16 protein-coding genes are annotated in these 18,633 nt (G+C 67.5%); 11 read left to right on the top strand and 5 right to left on the bottom strand.

From position 1 onward, the window contains the following. Nucleotides 1–106: 106 nt before the first annotated feature. The 5 genes from ACVCAG_RS40955 (at nt 107) to ACVCAG_RS40975 (ending at nt 8,812) form a co-directional block, all read left to right on the top strand. On the top strand, nt 107–1,663 hold the full coding sequence (locus ACVCAG_RS40955) for a hypothetical protein (RefSeq protein WP_440088562.1): 1,557 nt from the start codon (nt 107–109) through the stop codon (nt 1,661–1,663). Nucleotides 1,664–1,874: 211 nt separating this feature from the next. Beyond that, a complete protein-coding gene (locus tag ACVCAG_RS40960; protein WP_440088563.1) occupies nt 1,875–3,095 on the top strand; it encodes a trypsin-like serine peptidase in 1,221 nt (406 codons plus the stop codon). 134 nt (nt 3,096–3,229) lie between these two features. Next, nucleotides 3,230–4,390: a trypsin-like serine peptidase gene (locus ACVCAG_RS40965; RefSeq protein WP_440088564.1), complete on the top strand. Its 1,161-nt coding sequence runs from the start codon at nt 3,230–3,232 to the stop codon at nt 4,388–4,390. A gap of 514 nt (nt 4,391–4,904) precedes the next feature. Continuing rightward, complete coding sequence (locus ACVCAG_RS40970) at nt 4,905–6,410, top strand: trypsin-like serine peptidase (protein ID WP_440088565.1); 1,506 nt, start codon at nt 4,905–4,907, stop codon at nt 6,408–6,410. 896 nt (nt 6,411–7,306) lie between these two features. Then, on the top strand, nt 7,307–8,812 hold the full coding sequence (locus tag ACVCAG_RS40975) for a trypsin-like serine peptidase (protein WP_440088565.1): 1,506 nt from the start codon (nt 7,307–7,309) through the stop codon (nt 8,810–8,812). A 146-nt stretch (nt 8,813–8,958) separates the two neighbouring features. Here the strand turns inward: ACVCAG_RS40975 and ACVCAG_RS40980 are convergent, their stop codons facing one another. Both ACVCAG_RS40980 and ACVCAG_RS40985 read right to left on the bottom strand, forming a co-directional pair. Next, nucleotides 8,959–10,317 (bottom strand): hypothetical protein, encoded by a 1,359-nt coding sequence (locus ACVCAG_RS40980; RefSeq protein ID WP_440088566.1) that lies wholly within the window; start codon nt 10,315–10,317, stop codon nt 8,959–8,961. Between the two features lie 294 nt (nt 10,318–10,611). Beyond that, entirely contained in the window at nt 10,612–11,805 is a 1,194-nt protein-coding gene (locus ACVCAG_RS40985; RefSeq protein ID WP_440088609.1) for a malic enzyme-like NAD(P)-binding protein, read from the bottom strand. Nucleotides 11,806–12,085: 280 nt separating this feature from the next. Here ACVCAG_RS40985 and ACVCAG_RS40990 point away from each other — a divergent pair, with 280 nt between their 5' ends. Then, a complete protein-coding gene (locus ACVCAG_RS40990) occupies nt 12,086–12,616 on the top strand; it encodes a CGNR zinc finger domain-containing protein (protein ID WP_362697777.1) in 531 nt (176 codons plus the stop codon). A gap of 22 nt (nt 12,617–12,638) precedes the next feature. On the opposite strand, the gene sodX is transcribed toward ACVCAG_RS40990, so the two are convergent. Beyond that, nucleotides 12,639–12,941: a nickel-type superoxide dismutase maturation protease gene (sodX, locus tag ACVCAG_RS40995; protein ID WP_440088568.1), complete on the bottom strand. Its 303-nt coding sequence runs from the start codon at nt 12,939–12,941 to the stop codon at nt 12,639–12,641. A gap of 90 nt (nt 12,942–13,031) precedes the next feature. Here sodX and sodN point away from each other — a divergent pair, with 90 nt between their 5' ends. The 3 genes from sodN to ACVCAG_RS41010 all read left to right on the top strand — a co-directional run bounded on the left by sodN (nt 13,032) and on the right by ACVCAG_RS41010 (nt 15,001). Further along, nucleotides 13,032–13,433 (top strand): superoxide dismutase, Ni, encoded by a 402-nt coding sequence (gene sodN / locus ACVCAG_RS41000; protein ID WP_440088571.1) that lies wholly within the window; start codon nt 13,032–13,034, stop codon nt 13,431–13,433. Nucleotides 13,434–13,778: 345 nt separating this feature from the next. After that, on the top strand, nt 13,779–14,204 hold the full coding sequence (locus ACVCAG_RS41005) for an anti-sigma factor (protein ID WP_030924831.1): 426 nt from the start codon (nt 13,779–13,781) through the stop codon (nt 14,202–14,204). Between the two features lie 17 nt (nt 14,205–14,221). Beyond that, on the top strand, nt 14,222–15,001 hold the full coding sequence (locus ACVCAG_RS41010) for an RNA polymerase sigma factor SigF (RefSeq protein WP_362697768.1): 780 nt from the start codon (nt 14,222–14,224) through the stop codon (nt 14,999–15,001). On the opposite strand, the gene ACVCAG_RS41015 is transcribed toward ACVCAG_RS41010, so the two are convergent. After that, nucleotides 14,998–15,393, bottom strand: a complete 396-nt coding sequence (locus tag ACVCAG_RS41015) for a hypothetical protein (protein ID WP_440088572.1) — start codon at nt 15,391–15,393, stop codon at nt 14,998–15,000. The genes ACVCAG_RS41010 and ACVCAG_RS41015 overlap by 4 nt on opposite strands. Nucleotides 15,394–15,471: 78 nt before the next feature. On the opposite strand from ACVCAG_RS41015, the gene ACVCAG_RS41020 reads away from it, so the two are divergent. Next, complete coding sequence (locus ACVCAG_RS41020; RefSeq protein WP_440088573.1) at nt 15,472–16,431, top strand: diacylglycerol kinase family protein; 960 nt, start codon at nt 15,472–15,474, stop codon at nt 16,429–16,431. 280 nt (nt 16,432–16,711) lie between these two features. Then, nucleotides 16,712–16,966: a WhiB family transcriptional regulator gene (locus tag ACVCAG_RS41025; protein WP_440088575.1), complete on the top strand. Its 255-nt coding sequence runs from the start codon at nt 16,712–16,714 to the stop codon at nt 16,964–16,966. A 181-nt stretch (nt 16,967–17,147) separates the two neighbouring features. On the opposite strand, the gene ACVCAG_RS41030 is transcribed toward ACVCAG_RS41025, so the two are convergent. Continuing rightward, on the bottom strand, nt 17,148–18,611 hold the full coding sequence (locus ACVCAG_RS41030) for a histidine kinase N-terminal domain-containing protein (protein WP_440073013.1): 1,464 nt from the start codon (nt 18,609–18,611) through the stop codon (nt 17,148–17,150). Nucleotides 18,612–18,633 lie beyond the last annotated feature (22 nt).

Here is an 18,633-nt window from a genome sequence, read left to right on the forward strand (position 1 = left end):
CGATTTATAGCTTTTTAACCCATCTTTGCCGAGTACGGTCACCTCTTGTCTCTTTACGCATGCGTGAGTTGCGTCCCGAGCGACTCATGACAAAGAAGGAGCTCCATTGAACTCCCGAGCCAAGCGCCTCGCCCTCCCCCTCGGCGGCGTCCTCGCCGCCGCCACCATGGTCGGCGCCTCCCTCCCCGCCACCGCCCAGGCGAGCACGGCCGATCCCGACGTCAAGTCGTCGGCGCTCACCCCCTCCGGTAACGCGAAGGCCATCGCGGGCTACTGGACCGCCTCGAAGCTGAAGTCGGCGACGACCTACCTCGCCGACTCCACCGTTTCCGCCAAGCTGAACAAGACCGGCGCCGCCAGGGCCGCCGCCGACGGCAAGCCCGGCATCGTCGCCCCGACCGGCGAGGAGGGCAAGACCGCCGGCAGGTCGCGGAACGTGAACCTCCCGATCACCGTCGGCAAGGTCTTCTTCGTCGACGACAAGGGCAAGGAGCGTTGGTGCTCCGGCACCTCCGTGCAGTCGAAGTTCCGCAACCTGGTCGCCACCGCCGGCCACTGTGTCTACGACACCGACACGAACAAGCCGTTCGGCAACTTCGTGTTCATCCCCGGCTACTACCAGGGCAAGGCTCCCTGGGGCATCTACGTCGGCGCCAAGGTCAACACCCACGACGACTTCACGGTCTACGAGGACTACGACTACGACTACGCCTTCGTCAACGTCTACGACGGCATCAAGCAGCAGCCCGAGAAGGAGGTCGACTACAAGACCTTCAAGGCTCACATGGACAAGGGCGGGGTGGGCCGCGAGGCCGCCATCTCGGTCGACCGGAACACCTACGACGCGTGGACGAAGAAGGGCGGCCTCGGCAAGGTCGAGGGCGTGGACAAGGAAGACCAGGTCGGTCCGCAGTACAAGGGCGCGATCGCCGTCGCGGTCGAGACCGACAAGTCCAGCTGGGACAAGGTCCCCGGCCAGGTCTACGGCCTGCACGACGACAAGGTCACCCTCGGCAGGACGCTTGACCAGGCCGACTGGCCCGCGAGCGGCTCCAAGCTCCAGCCCCGAGTCGAGCACGTCACCAAGACCGAGTACGAGGCGTACAAGGGCCCCGGCCACAAGGAGGTCGACTCCCGGGGCAACTACACGATCACGTACTACTTCGTGGTGAAGTACATCGCGAAGACGTCGTCAGCGAAGTACATCATCTTCCGGCACTACATCACCTTCGTGACCGCGGCCGGCCGCCTGGGCGACAACGTCGGCGGCCAGGGCTTCAGCTGGAACCAGAAGCTGGGCAAGAAGGTCTTCACGTTCGGTTACCCGACCTCGGCCCACCTCGACGGTGACAAGCCGTACTCCGGCCACACCCAGAAGTGGTGCTACGGCAAGACCGGCGCCGCGCCCGTCGTGTCGGCCTACAAGGCCGAGGAGCACCAGGCGATCAAGTGCGCCTTCACCCCGGGCGCCAGCGGCGGTCCCTTCCTGCTGCAGTACAAGAACAGCAAGCGGACCGGCTACCTCAACGGTGTCGTGAGCCTGACGGTCGACAGCGACAACAACAAGCGCTACGACCGCGTCACCACCCCGTACTTCAACGGTGACACGTACGGCATCTACAAGCACGCCGCCAACCTCTGGACCGGGAAGCTCCCCGCCTAGACACGGGCTTCGTGAACGAGGAAGGGCCCGGTACGCACCGGGCCCTTTCTTGCCTTCACGGGGTGCTTATACACCTTCGGCCACACTGATCAGATAACAGAGTATGAGCGGATCGGTCCAACGAACTGCCCAAAACTAAGTTGATCTGGAAAAATCATCCCTTGCGCCTCCCGTAACTCCCCGAACGTCACGATCCCCCGAAAGGAACACCATGTCCTCCCGCGCTCGGCGGATCACGGCCACACTCGGCGGGCTGGTCGCCGCCTGTGTGACCATGACGTCCGCGTTCGCCGGGAGCGCCGCAGCCACCCCGCTGGACGGGGTGCCCAACGGGATCACCTCGATCACCCTGACCAAGAGCAGCGCCGACATGAGGCGGATCGCGGAGTACTGGAGTCCGGCGAGGCTCAAGCAGGCCATGGACAACGTGCCCGCCTCGCCAGGGATGAAGAGCGACGGCCCTCCCTCCTCGGCGTCGCCCACCTCGGCGGCCACCCCGGGAAGTGCGACGGCCGGGAGTGCCACGGCCGCCGCGGCGTCCGCCACCGGGAAGTCCGCCGCCGCGACGGCCATGACCGCGGAGGCCGGTGCGACCACCGGCGGAAAGGGTTCCGCCTCGGGAGGCTCCGCACCGGTCGTCAAGCCGACCCTGCCGAAGAAGCGGGCCCCGGCCTCCGGCAACTCGCCGGTGACCGTGGGCAAGGTGTTCTTCCGGATCGGCTCCAAGGACTACTGGTGCTCGGCCTCCTCCGTGGCGGCGAGCAACCGCAACCTGGTCGCCACGGCCGGGCACTGCGCCTACGACGCCAAGACCGGCAGCCCGGCCGAATACTGGATCTTCATCCCCGGCTATGACAAGGGCAACACCCCGTACGGCATCTACGTCGGCCACTCGCTCAACCTGCACGAGGACTTCGTCGGCAGGGGCGACTACGACTACGACTACGCGTTCGTCACCGTGCACGACGGCTTCAGGTGGAAGGCCGGCAAGACGTCCGGCAGCTACGAGATGGAGAGCGTCGGAAGCCTGGAGGACAACGTCGGCGGGCAGGGCCTCGCGACCAACCGCGGCGCCGGCCTGTCCGTCCTCGCCTTCGGCTACCCCGCCGCCCCGCATCCCGACGGCAGCAGGCCCTACAACGGCCAGCAGCTGAAGTCGTGCCGCGGGCTCACCGTCAGGGTGAAGGCCCCCACCCGCCTGGTCGAGCAGGGCGTCGCCCTGGCCTGCCCGTTCACCAACGGTGCGAGCGGCGGCCCGTGGCTGATCTTCTACGACAACAAGAACTCCGTCGGCTATCTCAACGGCGTCAACAGCTTCGCCTGGGACGTCAACACCGACCGCAAGTACGACAGGATCTCCTCCCCGTACTTCATCGCGTCGACCTACGCCGTCTATCACTGGGCCGCGGCCCAGCAGGCGCCCCGATCATAACGCCGCCTTAAGAGATCCTTAAGGGACCCTTATACAGTGTTTGCTCCCTTGATCCCTGCATAGGTTCGTAGCTTGTCGTCCCGCAGTTCCCGGACGTCCCGTCCGGGAACGTTGCAGCGCAAGGAGCTTTTGTCGTGAAGCACTCTCTTCTCCCCCTCGGTGGCGCCGCAGCCGCCACCGCCCTGCTGGCCACCACCCTGGCCGGCACCGCCCAGGCCGCCCCCGACTGGGCGACCGACCCGATGGCCAGGAACAACGCCTCGGCGGTCTCGGTCATCGACTTCTGGGCCGCCTCCAACTTCGCGGCCCTCAAGAAGGCGACCGTCTACAACCCCGACCCCGGTGCACCGAAGATGAAGGTCGGCGGCGGCTTCTCCCCCGACGGCAGGCCCGGCAGCGTCGGTCCGACCGGCTCGGAGAAGGCCCCGTCCGGCCGCGTCAAGAACGTCAACCTGCCCAGGACCATCGGCAAGGTGTTCTTCGTCGTCAACGGCCAGTACCGCTGGTGCTCGGCCACCTCGATCCAGGGCAAGTACCGCAACGTGGTCGCCACGGCCGGGCACTGCGTCTACGACCCGGGCAGCAACAGCGACACCCTCGACAAGTGGGTCTTCGTCCCCGGCTACTACCAGGGCAAGGCCCCGTGGGGCATCTACGTCGGCAAGTCGGCGTGGACGCACTACGACTTCGCCAACTACGAGGACTACGACAAGGACTACGCCTTCGTCACGGTCTACAACGGCGTCGCCTTCAACGGGGTCAAGCAGGTCACCAGGCGCGAGTACAACGGGTTCACCGGGCCCAAGTGGTCACGTGGCTCGCACTACTACATCCTGCTCTCCAAGGACGTCGGCCGTCTGGGCGACAACGTCGGCGGCCAGGGCTTCACCTGGAACCAGAGGACCGGCAAGACCGTCTACGTCTTCGGCTACCCCCAGGCCCCGCACCCCGACGGCGACAAGCCCTACAGCGGCGTGACACCCAAGTACGTCTACGGCAAGACCTCCGGCAAGGAGTACGTCTCGGCCGCGGAGAAGGTCGAGGAGCACGTCGGTCTCAAGGGCGCCCTCACGCCGGGCGCCGACGGCGGCCCCTGGATCTCGCAGTACAGCAGCTCCCGGCGCCTGGGCCTCGTCAACGGTGTCACCAGCCTGTTCGGCGACCAGGACCAGAACGACCGCTACGACCTCATCACCTCGCCGTACTTCGACGGCGAGACCGCCGACATCTACCGCAAGGCCGCCAACGTGTGGTCCGGCAGGATCGTCGGCCCGAACGGCGAGCTTTACAGGTAACTCGCACATCGTGGGGGCGAGGGATTACCTCGGCCTCCGAGACATCGGCGGGACCCGGCGCGCGGCGCCGGGTCCCGCACCCGTTTTCCGGGGCGTTTCCGTGGCGAGGAGGCCGGTTTCCGGAGCCGGGAAGAGGTGTCCCGGGGCGGCAGGGAAGGCCGTTCCGGTCGCGGACGGACGCGTTAGACGTACCCGCCGCGAAATCGGTGCCATCACGTTGATGTGATCTGCGTCACATGAGGGCTACAGCTCATTGTGACCATCCGAACACGCCACATCGGCCACTTTCATCCCAGGCTTCCACCTATCTGCGGAAACAGCCCGGGTCCACCTCAATCGCAACATCAGCATCAAGGGTCTTCAAACATCACGAAACGGTCTCGTCACACCAAGCCCGCTTCTTCCCTCTCGAACCGGCTTCCGGTGTTCAAGATCGGCGCTGTATGTTTCTGGCATTCCCTTTACTGACGCATGGGACGCAAGAAGCGTTCCACATCAGACCAAGGAGCTCCCCTTGAAGCGCATCCTCCTCCCCGCCGGTGGCGCCGTTCTGGCCACCGGTCTGCTGGCCGCTGGTCTGGCCGGTACCGCCAACGCCGTTCCGGACTGGGCCTACGACACCATGGCCAAGAACGCCCCGGCCGCGGTTGACGTCGCCGAGTTCTGGCTCAAGGCCAACGGTCACACCAACAACCTCGCCAAGGCGACCGCGTACACCGACGAGACCATCGCGGCCTCGAAGCTGAGCGCGGCCGGCGGCTACACCCCCGACGGCAAGCCGGGCATCGTGGCCCCGATCGGCGAAGAGAAGAAGTCCTCGGCCAAGGTCAAGAACATCAACCTGCCGAAGACCATCGGCAAGGTGTTCTTCGTCGACTCCGAGAACGAGCTGAAGTGGTGCTCGGCCACTTCGATCCAGTCGAAGTACCGCAACCTGGTCGCCACGGCCGGTCACTGCGTCTACGACGACAAGAAGAACGCCAGCGTCATGGACAACTGGGTCTTCGTCCCCGGCTACTACCAGGGCAAGACCCCGTGGGGCATCTACGTCGGCAAGACCGCCTACACCCACTACGACTACAGCGCGTACAACGACCGCGACCGCGACTACGCGTTCGTGACCGTGTACAACGGTATCCAGGTCGGTGGCGGCACCGCCAAGGAAGTTTCCGAGGCGGACTACAAGAAGTTCGAGGGCCGCAAGGAAGTCAAGCCGGTCGAGATCACCAAGGCCGAGTACGACAAGTGCGTGCTGAACCTGGGTGCTTGCTGGTCCGAGGGTGCTGACACCCCGGCCGACGTCGTGGGCCCGAACCACCCCGGCGCGGTGCTCGAGCGCACCGAGGTCACCAAGGCTGTCTACGACGCTGCTCAGGTTGGCCCCGGCACCGGCAACAAGCTGGGCGAGCCCGAGGTCGAGCACGTCACCGAGTCCCAGTACAACGCGTACACGGGCCCGGGCACCAAGGTCAAGGACGCCCAGGGCAACTTCGTCATCACGCACTACTACGTGCAGAAGTGGCTGAAGGCCGGCACCTCGAAGAAGTACTTCAAGGCCGTCTTCATCGTCATCGACGGCTACATCAAGGACGCCGGTCGCCTGGGCGACAACGTCGGCGGCCAGGGCTTCACCTGGAACCAGAAGCCCGAGCAGACGGTGTTCGTGTTCGGCTACCCCGCCGCGCCGCACCCCGACGGCAACAAGGCCTACACCGGCGTTACGCCGAAGTGGACCTACGGCAAGACCTCCGGCAAGGTGTACGTCTCGGCTGCGGAGAAGGTTGAGGAGCACGTTGGCCTCAAGAGCTCCTTCACCCCCGGCGCCGACGGTGGCCCCTGGCTCGCCAAGTACAGCAACGCCAAGCGTCTCGGCTACGTCAACGGTGTCACCAGCCTGTTCGGCGACCAGGACAAGAACGGCCGCTTCGACACCATCACCTCGCCGTACTTCGACGGTGAGACCGCGGCCATCTACGCCAAGGCCGCCGCGGTGTGGTCCGGCTCGATCGTCAAGAAGTAGTAGCTCCCTGACGATCACCCGAGCCTGAGCGTCCAAACCTCAGACTCACAGCACCACCGTTAGACCCAGCTCCACCCGAAGGGGCCCGGCAGATCTTGCCGGGCCCCTTCGGCCATTCCCCACCGATGACCGCGAAAGCGGCGATCGGTTTTCGGAGACGTCGAAGGGCCCGGCAACCTGCCGGGCCCTTCGACGTAGTGGCGATGTCCCCATCGGAACGCCCGATGACACCGGCTTCGGGAATCGGCTCCGGAGGCCGATTCCGGAGAACAGGTCTGCAGAACGGATCCGAAGGTCAGGTTTGGAGATCGCGTTCCTCGCAGCGTTCTCCCGCAGCGGCGAACGTGGACGTCTCGCTTCGGCGCCGCCAGGTCGCGTTCTCAGCGGGGTCAGATCCCTCTGGCCGGAAGGCCACCACCCCCGCAGCAGGCACCCGGCAGCGGAAAGATCAAGCTCCCCTGCGGGGAACGGGAGGGCTGCGAGAGGTCGTTCGTACCGGTTTCGGGGGCCCGTACCGCACGCTCTCAGGCTCGTTCGCGCCCCGGATCCCGAATCGACGGCCCTTTAGACGTGCCCGCCACGAAATCGGTGCCATCAAATCGATGTGATCTGCATCACACATGGCCGGTAACGGAGTGTACTTACCCACTCACGCCACATCGGTCACTTTCACCCCAACCCTATGCCTATCTGCGTAAACATGGAGCCCACCCATCAACTTTCACAACAGCTTCAGGCGTGCTCAAACATCACAGAATGGCATCGGCGCCATCAAGGCCATCTTTGATCCCCAAAGCGGCTTCCGGTGTTCAAGATCGGCGCTGTATGTTTCTGGCATTCCCTTTACTGACGCATGGGACGCAAGAAGCGTTCCACATCAGACCAAGGAGCTCCCCTTGAAGCGCATCCTCCTCCCCGCCGGTGGCGCCGTTCTGGCCACCGGTCTGCTGGCCGCTGGTCTGGCCGGTACCGCCAACGCCGTTCCGGACTGGGCCTACGACACCATGGCCAAGAACGCCCCGGCCGCGGTTGACGTCGCCGAGTTCTGGCTCAAGGCCAACGGTCACACCAACAACCTCGCCAAGGCGACCGCGTACACCGACGAGACCATCGCGGCCTCGAAGCTGAGCGCGGCCGGCGGCTACACCCCCGACGGCAAGCCGGGCATCGTGGCCCCGATCGGCGAAGAGAAGAAGTCCTCGGCCAAGGTCAAGAACATCAACCTGCCGAAGACCATCGGCAAGGTGTTCTTCGTCGACTCCGAGAACGAGCTGAAGTGGTGCTCGGCCACTTCGATCCAGTCGAAGTACCGCAACCTGGTCGCCACGGCCGGTCACTGCGTCTACGACGACAAGAAGAACGCCAGCGTCATGGACAACTGGGTCTTCGTCCCCGGCTACTACCAGGGCAAGACCCCGTGGGGCATCTACGTCGGCAAGACCGCCTACACCCACTACGACTACAGCGCGTACAACGACCGCGACCGCGACTACGCGTTCGTGACCGTGTACAACGGTATCCAGGTCGGTGGCGGCACCGCCAAGGAAGTTTCCGAGGCGGACTACAAGAAGTTCGAGGGCCGCAAGGAAGTCAAGCCGGTCGAGATCACCAAGGCCGAGTACGACAAGTGCGTGCTGAACCTGGGTGCTTGCTGGTCCGAGGGTGCTGACACCCCGGCCGACGTCGTGGGCCCGAACCACCCCGGCGCGGTGCTCGAGCGCACCGAGGTCACCAAGGCTGTCTACGACGCTGCTCAGGTTGGCCCCGGCACCGGCAACAAGCTGGGCGAGCCCGAGGTCGAGCACGTCACCGAGTCCCAGTACAACGCGTACACGGGCCCGGGCACCAAGGTCAAGGACGCCCAGGGCAACTTCGTCATCACGCACTACTACGTGCAGAAGTGGCTGAAGGCCGGCACCTCGAAGAAGTACTTCAAGGCCGTCTTCATCGTCATCGACGGCTACATCAAGGACGCCGGTCGCCTGGGCGACAACGTCGGCGGCCAGGGCTTCACCTGGAACCAGAAGCCCGAGCAGACGGTGTTCGTGTTCGGCTACCCCGCCGCGCCGCACCCCGACGGCAACAAGGCCTACACCGGCGTTACGCCGAAGTGGACCTACGGCAAGACCTCCGGCAAGGTGTACGTCTCGGCTGCGGAGAAGGTTGAGGAGCACGTTGGCCTCAAGAGCTCCTTCACCCCCGGCGCCGACGGTGGCCCCTGGCTCGCCAAGTACAGCAACGCCAAGCGTCTCGGCTACGTCAACGGTGTCACCAGCCTGTTCGGCGACCAGGACAAGAACGGCCGCTTCGACACCATCACCTCGCCGTACTTCGACGGTGAGACCGCGGCCATCTACGCCAAGGCCGCCGCGGTGTGGTCCGGCTCGATCGTCAAGAAGTAGTAGCTCCCTGACGATCACCCGAGCCTGAGCGTCCAAACCTCAGACTCACAGCACCACCGTTAGACCCAGCTCCACCCGAAGGGGCCCGGCATCAGCCGGGCCCCTTCGGCCATTCCCCACCGAAACCACAGGAACAACGACCCGGCTCAGGCGGGATTGAGCTCCCCCACCCGCTCGTTCAGCTCCACCACCGGGCGCTCGCCGGCGTGGGGATCCAGCCGCCGCCGCAGATCGGCGACGTACGACCGGGTCCTGGCCGACTCCAGGCCCTTCGCCAGCTCCAGTGCCTCCACCGCGACGGAGCAGGCCTCCTCCAGCTCCCCCGAGGCGAGCAGCCCGGCCGAGAGCAGCGACAGGTTGAACATCCGCCCGCGTACGTAGCGCCCGTCCATCTCCAGCGAGCGTCTGGCGTGCCGTACCGTCCCCGGCCCGTCGCCCAGATCGCGGAAGCAGTGCGCGAACTTCGCAGAAAGATAGGCCTCGTCGAAGTAGGAGATCCAGTCGGGCTCGTCGCCGGCCCGGCGCCGGTCGAAGGACAGCTCGGCCTCGTGCAGGGAGCTCGCGCACGCCGCGCGGTCGTCCAGCCCCGCGTGCGCGTGGGCCTCCAGCACGTGCGTCTCGGCCAGCAGGGCGAAGATCCCGGCCCGGCGGGCGGAGAGCTGGGCGGCCCTGGCCAGGTCGAGCGCGTGGGCGGGTTGTCCTATATATATGGCCTGGTGGCTCATCCCGGCGAGGATCTCGCCGCCGAGCCCGTGGTCGCCCGCCCCGCGCGCCAGGCGCAGCGCCTGGATCAGGTAGCGCTGGGCCAGGCCGTGCTGCTCCAGGTCGTAGGCCATCCATCCGGCCAGCCGGGTCAGCTCGGCGGCGGCCGACGCCAGCGCCTTGCCGGTGTTCTCGGCGTACGAGCCGTCACCGAGGAGCGGCGCCACCGCCGTATCCAGATATTTCACGACAGCGGGGCGGACCCTCCCACCGCCGAACCTGTTGTCCAGCTCGCCGAAGGACCGGGTGACCTCCCGGATCGCCGCGATGTCGTCCATGCCGACGCGCCGGGTGCCCCGCCCCTCGGGGCGGCCCTCCAGCGGAAGGGTCAGCCAGCGCACCGCCCCGGCGGACCCGGCCCCGATCGCGAAGGTGGAGTCGAGTAAGAACCTTCGTCTCTCCACGTCCCCGCGCCACAGTGCTGTCACGGTCGAGATTCCCTCCTGCCACGTGTGGTTGAACTCCTGCCCGAGGTCGAGAGGCGTCAGGACGGCCGGCAGGCCGAGATCCTCGGGACTCACGGCCCTGCCGAGCCGGAGCGCGAAGATCTCGGCGAGCAGCCCGGTGACCGGGTCTCTCGGCCGCTGGCCCGCGATCCAGCGCAGCACGGAACTGTGGTCGTACCTCAGACCGGACAGGCCACGAGCCGCGCCGAGATCGTTGAGCCGCCGGGCCAGACCCTTGTGGGTGAAGCCCGCCTCGGCGATGAGCCTCTGGAGTAGTCGGTTGGGCTCGCGTCTCATAGCTCCCCTCACCGCGAGAACCATCTGCGTGCCGGCAGCGCGCATGGTCCGGTCGTGCGCGCATCGCTGCCTGATGCACACCTTACGCACATAGGTAACTGAGAGCTCTTTTTATAGCACGATCCGTGACGAATATCGGGGTTTCCGGAAAGCGCGAACGCCCCTCGCCGGTCGGGCGGGGGGCGTCCGTGGTCACATGCCTGGTGGGCACACGATGAGCATGAGGTGGGCATGGGGTGCACGATCGCGCCGGCGGCCGTACGGAGGCGACGACCGGAGGCAGCGGAGGTGACCCTAGAGGCGGGCGACCCCGTCGGCGCGGGCCTGCGCGGAGACGGCGGCGACGACCGCGGGGGCGACGCGCTCGTCGAACGGGCTGGGGATCACGCAGTCGGCCGACAGCTCGTCGTCCCCGACCACCGCGGCCAGCGCCTCGGCCGCGGCGACCTTCATGTTCTCGGTGATCGTGGTGGCGCGGACGTCGAGCGCCCCGCGGAAGACGCCGGGGAAGGCCAGCACGTTGTTGATCTGGTTGGGGAAGTCGGAGCGGCCTGTCGCGACCACGCGCGCGTACTTGCGCGCGATGTCCGGGCGCACCTCGGGCGTCGGGTTGGACAGCGCGAAGACGATCGAGTCCGGGGCCATCGACGCGATGGCCTCCTCGGAGACCGTCGAGCCCGACAGCCCGACGAACACGTCGGCCCCGGCCAGCGCCTGCTCGGTGGAACCGCGCAGGCCCGCCCTGTTGCTGTCGCGCGCCAGGGCCTCCTTCACCGGGTTGAGCCCGACGCGGCCCTCGTGGATGAGGCCCTTGGAGTCGGCCACCGCGATGTCGCCGATGCCCGCGTTGAGCAGGAACCGGCTGACCGCGATCCCGGAGGCGCCGGCGCCGGCGACCACGACGCGCAGCTCTCCCAGCGAGCGGCCGGTCAGCCGCGCGGCGTTCTTCAGCGCGGCCAGCGTGACGATCGCGGTGCCGTGCTGGTCGTCGTGGAAGACGGGGATGTCGAGGAGCTCGCGAAGGCGCGCCTCGATCTCGAAGCAGCGGGGCGCGCTGATGTCCTCGAGGTTGATCCCCCCGAAGGAGGGGGCGAGCCGGACGACCGTCTCGACCAGCGCGTCCACGTTGGTGCAGTCAAGGCAGAGAGGCACCGCGTCGACGTTCGCGAACTGCTTGAACAGCAGTGCCTTGCCCTCCATGACCGGCATGGCGGCGGCGGGCCCGATGTCCCCGAGGCCGAGCACGGCGGTGCCGTCGGAGACGACGGCGACCACGTTGGAGATCCAGGTGTAGTCCTTGGCCAGCTCGGGCTCCTCGGCGATCGCGCTGCAGACCCTGGCCACCCCCGGCGTGTAGGCGAGCGCCAGGTCGTCGGCGTCGCGGACCGGGACGGTGGAGCGGACCTCCAGCTTGCCCCCGCGGTGCAGGGCGAAGGCCGGGTCAAGATCGAGGGCTTCGAGGGCTTCGAGGGAGATGGAGGATGGCATGACAGCCACAGCGACCCCTGTAGTTCAGTCAGACAGACGGATGTTTCCTTCGGAGGCGGCCGGAGGAAGCATGTCCCGGGCTTCGGTAGCCGCTCGGGACCTGCCCACTGAGCACGGTCGCCTGGAGGGGGTACGGGGGTCACCCGTTGCTCGATTGTGCCACATGTTGAGACTGCCGCCCGTGGAGGGAAGTCGCTCACTTTCGCCGTCCCGGTGTTAACCTCACCACATCGTGTAATACTCAAAATCCATGCCGCCTCTTACATCGACGGATCCCCAGATGGACCTGACCTCCTACGCGGAGCTGGCCGTACTACTGATCAACAGTCCCGACCGGCTGACCGGCCTCGACGGGCTGCGCCTGCTCCTGGAAGAGGGCGGCCGCTACCGGCCCGGCTGCCGCATCACCAGGAGCGACCTGGAAGCCCTGCGCGACCTGCGCGAGGAGCTGATGATCGTGTTCGAGACCGCCGAGGCGGGCGACGAGGAGGCGGTGGTCGACCGGCTCAACTCGCTGCTGATCCACCACCCGGTCCAGCCGCAGATCTCCGGTCACGACGGCGAGCGCTGGCACCTGCACCTCACCGAGGGCGGCCGGATGGCCGACCAGTACGCGGTGGGCGCGGTGATGGGACTCGCCACCATGATCACCGATCTCGGCGTCGACCGGCTCGGCCTCTGCCAGGCGCCGCCCTGTCGCAGGGCCTACCTCGACACCTCCTCCAACCGGTCGCGCCGCTACTGCTCGGAGCGGTGCGCCAGCCGGGCCAACGTCGCCGCCTACCGGGCCCGCCAGAAGGTCGTCCAGTAAGCCGGAGACACCCGGAGGCGCCTCACCGGGCCCGCCAGGGATCCGGCCAGTAGCGCAACATCACCCGGCCGACGATCGACGACGGCGGCAGCGCCCCGAAGTCCCAGCTGTCGCGCCGGCCGGAGGCGCGCTGGTTGTCGCTCTCCAGCCACCAGCCGCCGTCCGCCTCCCACGCGGCGCGCTTGACGATGAGCACGGCGGGATCGGACGGCAACCGGGCGACGACCAGGTCCCCCGGCCGCACGGCCGCGCCGCGCCGTACCCAGAGCCAGTCGCCGGGCCGCAGCGCGGGCAGCATCGACTCACCTGCGACACGGACTCTCATGGAGCGTAACCCCCTCCCGCGCGGGCATTCGGAGACGAGTAAGGTCGTTAACCGGACCATTCTGAACCCGGCATCAAGGAAGGATTTCCGATGCTCGCACGACTTATGCGCCCCAAGCACATCGCCTCGGCGCACTGCGACCTGCCCTGCGGCGTGTACGACCCGGCCCAGGCCCGCATCGAGGCCGAATCCGTCAAGGCCATCATGGAGAAGTACGCCGGAAACGAGGACCCGGTGTTCCGCGCCCGCGCGCTGACCATCAAGGAGGAGCGGGCCGAGCTGGTCAAGCACCACCTGTGGGTGCTGTGGACCGACTACTTCAAGCCCCCGCACCTGGAGACCTACCCGCAGCTGCACCAGCTGTTCTGGGAGGCCACCAAGCTCGCGGGCGCGGCCGGCGGCAAGGGCACGGTCGACGTCGCCAAGGCCGACGAGCTCCTCGGCAAGATCGACGACATCTCCAAGATCTTCTGGGAGACCAAGGCCGCCTAAAACCCTCACAACGATCTCGTGATGGGGCGCCGGTAGTCCGGATCAAGGAAACGTCCCCCGGGACACTCCCTTGATCCGGATCGGGGTCCGCGAGGACGCGCCGCCGTCGGCACGTCGTCCGGGCCGCGATGCCTCGACCTCGCCTGACAGGCCGGATCCCGGCGCGCCGGCGTCGCCCGGCCCGGGGCCGGGTCGCGACGCGCCGGAGCCGCCATAAGTACAGTGCCCCTTTTGCGTATCTTCAGGGGTTCTTGACGGTGGCAAATCGCCTCGATCGCGAGTCCAAGCGGGCCAACTACCGTCCCAGGGCTGTAGGTTGCAGTCAGCGACTCTGCGAGGAGGAACGTGACCGAACACACCGAGGCGCCCGCGGTCGGCATGGGCGGGATCCGTGACGTGGTGAGCGTCCGGCTGCCGGCGACGAGTGCCTATCTGTCCGTGCTGCGTACGGCGACAGCCGCGCTTGCCGTACGGCTGGACTTCACGCTGGACGAGATCGAGGATCTTCGGATTGCGGTCGACGAGGCGTGTGCGATGTTACTGACCCAGGCCGTTCCCGGCACCGATCTGACTGCCGAGTTCGAGCTCACCGGGCAGCTGATGAAAGTGCGGGTCGAGGTCAGCACGGTGGGAAGCACCCCTCCAAAGCGCGACGACTTCGCGTGGATGGTGCTCACCGCCCTGGCTGACGATGTGGATGCCGTAACCGACTCCCCCGACCGTATGGCGATCGTCCTCCGCAAGCGCCGAGGCGCGGCGAGGCCGGCGTGACGGAAAGGACTCGTGCCATGGCCGCCAGCGACCACGCGGTGCCCGATCGGGTGCGTGCGCGCCTGCTCTTCGCGGAACTGGTGGAGTTGACCGCCGACGACCCGCGACGCCAGCGCATCCGCGACGAGCTCGTCGAGCTCCATCTCCCCCTCGTCGAATACCTCGCCCGCCGGTTCCGCAACCGGGGCGAGTGGCTGGACGACCTCACCCAGGTCGCGACCATCGGACTGATCAAGTCGATCGACCGCTTCGATCTCGGCCGCGGGGTGGAGTTCTCCACCTACGCGACCCCGACGATCGTGGGCGAGATCAAACGCCACTTCCGCGACAAGGGCTGGGCGGTCCGCGTGCCGCGCCGGCTGCAGGAGCTCAAGCTCTCGCTCACCAAGGCGATCAGCGAGCTCTCCCAGCGGGAGGGGCGCGCGCCGACCGTGGCCGAGCTGGCCGCGTTCCTGAAGATGAGCGAGGAGGAGGTGCTCGAGGGGCTGGAGTCGGCCAACGCCTACTCCACGGTCTCCCTCGACGCGCCCGACTCCGGCGACGACGACGCGCCGGCGGTGGCCGACTCCCTCGGGATCGTGGACGACTCCCTGGAGGGCGTCGAGTACCGCGAGTCGCTCAAGCCCCTGCTGGAGCGGCTGCCTCCGCGCGAGAAGCGGATCCTGCTGCTGCGTTTCTTCGGCAACATGACACAGTCCCAGATCGCCACCGAGCTCGGCATCTCGCAGATGCACGTGTCCCGGTTGCTCGCCAGGACCCTCGCCCAGCTCCGCGAGGGTCTGACCGTCGACGACTAGCCGGACGGCTGGTCCTGGTCCCCGTAGAGGGCGTGCGTCGTCGGCGGGGACAGCAGCGCGACCAGTCCGACCACCGCGAGGGCGATCAGCGAGAAGCCGATCACCAGCTGGTCGGACTGGATCAGCGTGACCGAGACCGGGATGGCGAAGATCTGCGTCAGCACGCCCGGGCTCCGCGCCCACCGCTCCGAGTGGATCATTCCCCAGCCGACCCAGAGCAGGGCGGCGCCGATGATGATCCCGAACGCGGCGACGGCGATCGAGCTCATCAGGTCGGACGGACGGCCGATCACCGTCTCCACGCCGGCGTAGCCGCCGAGGATCAGGGCGGTCGCGCCTTCCAGCGCCATGACGGCGGCGGCGACGGTGAGGGTCAGCGGGCGGTTCGGCACGGGGCCAACCCTATCGCCGGGTATCGTCGCCCCCCTCTTCGCCGCCTCAGCTCGGTTTCCGGCGGATACGCTGAGGCCATGCGCGCGATGCTCCTGGTGAATCCGAAGGCGACGACGACCAACCAGCGAACCAGGGACGTTCTCATCAGGGCGCTGAGCGCGACGATGAACCTCACCGTCGAGGAGACGGGATACCGGGGGCACGCGACGCAGCTCTCCCGCAAGGCGCACGCCTCCGGCTACGACGCGGTGGCCGTGCTGGGTGGTGACGGCACCATCAACGAGGCGGTGAACGGGCTGCTCGACCCGGTGGACGGCAAGGCGGGCGACGAGGGCAGCTCGGCCGACCGGCCCGCGCTGCTGGCCATCCCCGGCGGCAGTGCCAACGTCTTCGCAAGGGCCCTGGGCCTGCCGAACGACCCGGTGGAGGCGGTGGGAGCGATCCTGGAGGCGATCCGCGACGGCCGGAGGCGGACCGTCGGGCTCGGCCAGGCGATCTGGGATGGCCACAGCAGGTATTTCACGTTCTGTAGCGGCCTGGGGTACGACGCCGAGGTGATCAGGGCGGTCGAGGGGATGCGGGGCACCGGCCGCAAGGCGACGCCCACCCGCTATGTGAACACAGCGTTACACCACTACCTGTCGACCGACAAGCGCCACCCGCCGATGACCGTGGAGGGCCCGGAGGTGCCGCGGACCGGCGGCATCTTCATGGCCGTCATCTCCAACACCTCCCCGTGGTCGTTCATCGGCCCCCGCCCGGTCTCCCCGACCCCGTGGGCGAGCTTCGAGACCGGGCTCGACCTGCTGGGCCTGCAGCGCCTCGGCCTGCCCTCCATGCTCCAGCTGATGCCCCAGATCCTCGGCGCCCGCGACACCCTGCCGACGGGCCGCCACCTGGTGCAGCTGCACGACGAGAAGGAGTTCACCCTGAGTTCCAGGCGCCCGGTGGCGTTCCAGCTGGACGGGGACTACCTGGGGGAGGTCGAGCGGATAACGTTCCGCTCTATCCCTGACGCGTTACAGGTCTTGGTCTGATCTGTTACGTGCGGCCTGTGTGACGCATCCGACATCCATTTCAGGTAAAACGTTCTCCCAAACCTCTTGCGTGCACTAAGCGTGGCTGACAATCTCAGGAATGACGTCGGAACGTAGGACCTTTGAGCGGCCACCTCGCTCCCAGGCCAACGGCGATCAAGCGGATGGACCCCCGACCCGAACCACGGACCGGGGAACCGTTCGCGCTGGTTAGTGAAACTCTTCACAAAGTGAGCCGCTGGAGCCGACGCAAGGGCTCCTCATACGAAGGAGTGGACGCATGGACTGGCGCCACAACGCTGCCTGCCGTGACGTGGACCCCGAGCTGTTCTTCCCGATCGGCAACACCGGTCCCGCCCTGATGCAGATCGAGGAAGCCAAGCAGGTCTGCAACTCGTGCAGCATCAGTGAGGCGTGCCTGAAGTGGGCGCTGGAATCCGGCCAGGACGCCGGTGTCTGGGGCGGCCTGAGCGAGGACGAGCGACGTGCGCTCAAGCGCCGCACGGCCCGTGCCCGCACCCGCACGAGCGTCTGAAGCCGAAGCCCCGCCTGATCATCTCGAAGAGGCCCGCTCCCGTACGAGCCTCCGAACCGGCCGCCACACCGGAACATCCCGATGAGAACGCTCCTTTTCCCCGGTCCCATCTCTCCTCGGACCGGGCGACGGGCACGCCCCGCGGCGAGGGCGTGACCTGACGCCGTTCCCCCTCCCCCGCTCAGATCGCGGGGAGGGGAATGCTCAGGCTCACCTCGGTCCCGCCGCCCTGGCGCGGCTCGATGGCGAGCCGCCCGGACAGCTCGCCCACCACCAGGGTCCTGACGATCTGCAGGCCGAGGCTGGTGGTCCGGTCGAGATCGAAGTCCTCGGGCAGCCCGCTGCCGTCATCGGACACGATCACGTCCAGCCGCTCGGCCCCCCGTGACACGATCACCTGCAGCCTGCCCTGGCGCTGTGCCAGCCCGTGCTGGACCGCGTTCTGCAGCAACTCGGTGAGAACCATCGCCAGCGGCGTCGCGACCTCCGAGCGCAACACCCCGAACGTCCCGACGCGATGCGGCACCACCTGCGTCTCCGGGGCCGCGACCTCTCCCGTCATCGCGATCACCCGGTCGGCGATGTCGTCGAAGTCGACCTGTTCCTCGGGCGTGTGGGAGAGCGTCTCGTGCACGATCGCGATCGACCCGACCCTGCGCACCGCCTCCTCCAGCGCCTCCCTGCCCTCCGGCAGCTGCATCCGCCTGGCCTGGAGCCGCAGCAGCGCGGCCACCGTCTGCAGGTTGTTCTTCACCCGGTGGTGGATCTCCTTGATGGTGGCGTCCTTGGTCATCAGCTCCCGCTCGCGGCGCCGCAGCTCGGTCACGTCCCTGATGAGCACCAGCGCGCCGATCCTCCCGCCGCCGACGACCAGCGGGATCGCCCGCAGCTGCACGACCGTGCCGCCCGACTCCACCTCCGTCTCCCTGGGCTCCCGCCCGCTCGCGACGAGCATCAGGTTCTCGTTGATCGGCTCGTCGGAGTAGCAGAGCGTCGCGGTCGTACGGCCCAGCTCCGCGCCGACCAGGTCGGCGTTGAGGCCCAGCCGCCGGTAGGCGGAAAGGGCGTTCGGCGAGGCGTACGTGACGCGGCCCGCCCGGTCGAGCCGGAGCAGGCCGTCGCCGACCCTCGGCGAGCGGACCAGGATCGGCTCGGCGCCGGAGAACGGGAAGCGGCCCTCGGCCACCATCTGGGCCAGGTCGGAGGCGCTCTGCAGGTAGGTCAGCTCCAACCTGGAGGGAGTGCGCGCGGAGGACAGGTTCGTCGAGCGCTGGATGACGCCCAGGAAGTGGTCGGCCCGCCGCACCGGGATGGTCTCCTCGCGGACCGGCACCCCGCTCGACCAGTCGGGATCGCCCTCGCGGCAGATGCGCCGCTCGTTCCAGGCCGTCTCCAGGAGCGGCCGCTCCCCCTTGGCCGCCGTCATCCCCACGATGTCGTCGTGATAGACCGTCGGTCCCGTGGTGGGTCTCATCTGCGCGATCGCGATCCAGCCGGAGCCCTCCTTCAGCGGGATCCACAAGATCAGGTCCGCGAAGGAGAGGTCGGCGAGGAGCTGCCAGTCGGAGACCAGCGAGTGCATCCACTCCAGGTCCGCATCGTCGAGCGCGGTGTGACGGACCGCCAGGTCGCTTAGAGTCGGCACCCGTGCATCATGCGTTCTTTGC

The sequence above is a fragment of the Streptosporangium sp. G12 genome, from assembly GCF_052983175.1.

Excerpts from the sequence above, each read along its gene's own strand:
- ACVCAG_RS40960 (WP_440088563.1), top strand. The coding sequence starts at position 1,875 with ATGTCCTCCCGCGCTCGGCGGATCACGGCCACACTCGGCGGGCTGGTC.
- ACVCAG_RS40980 (WP_440088566.1), bottom strand. The coding sequence starts at position 10,317 with ATGAGACGCGAGCCCAACCGACTACTCCAGAGGCTCATCGCCGAGGCG.
- ACVCAG_RS40985 (WP_440088609.1), bottom strand. The coding sequence starts at position 11,805 with ATGCCATCCTCCATCTCCCTCGAAGCCCTCGAAGCCCTCGATCTTGAC.
- ACVCAG_RS40990 (WP_362697777.1), top strand. The coding sequence starts at position 12,086 with ATGGACCTGACCTCCTACGCGGAGCTGGCCGTACTACTGATCAACAGT.
- sodX (WP_440088568.1), bottom strand. The coding sequence starts at position 12,941 with ATGAGAGTCCGTGTCGCAGGTGAGTCGATGCTGCCCGCGCTGCGGCCC.
- sodN (WP_440088571.1), top strand. The coding sequence starts at position 13,032 with ATGCTCGCACGACTTATGCGCCCCAAGCACATCGCCTCGGCGCACTGC.
- ACVCAG_RS41010 (WP_362697768.1), top strand. The coding sequence starts at position 14,222 with ATGGCCGCCAGCGACCACGCGGTGCCCGATCGGGTGCGTGCGCGCCTG.
- ACVCAG_RS41020 (WP_440088573.1), top strand. The coding sequence starts at position 15,472 with ATGCGCGCGATGCTCCTGGTGAATCCGAAGGCGACGACGACCAACCAG.
- ACVCAG_RS41025 (WP_440088575.1), top strand. The coding sequence starts at position 16,712 with ATGGACTGGCGCCACAACGCTGCCTGCCGTGACGTGGACCCCGAGCTG.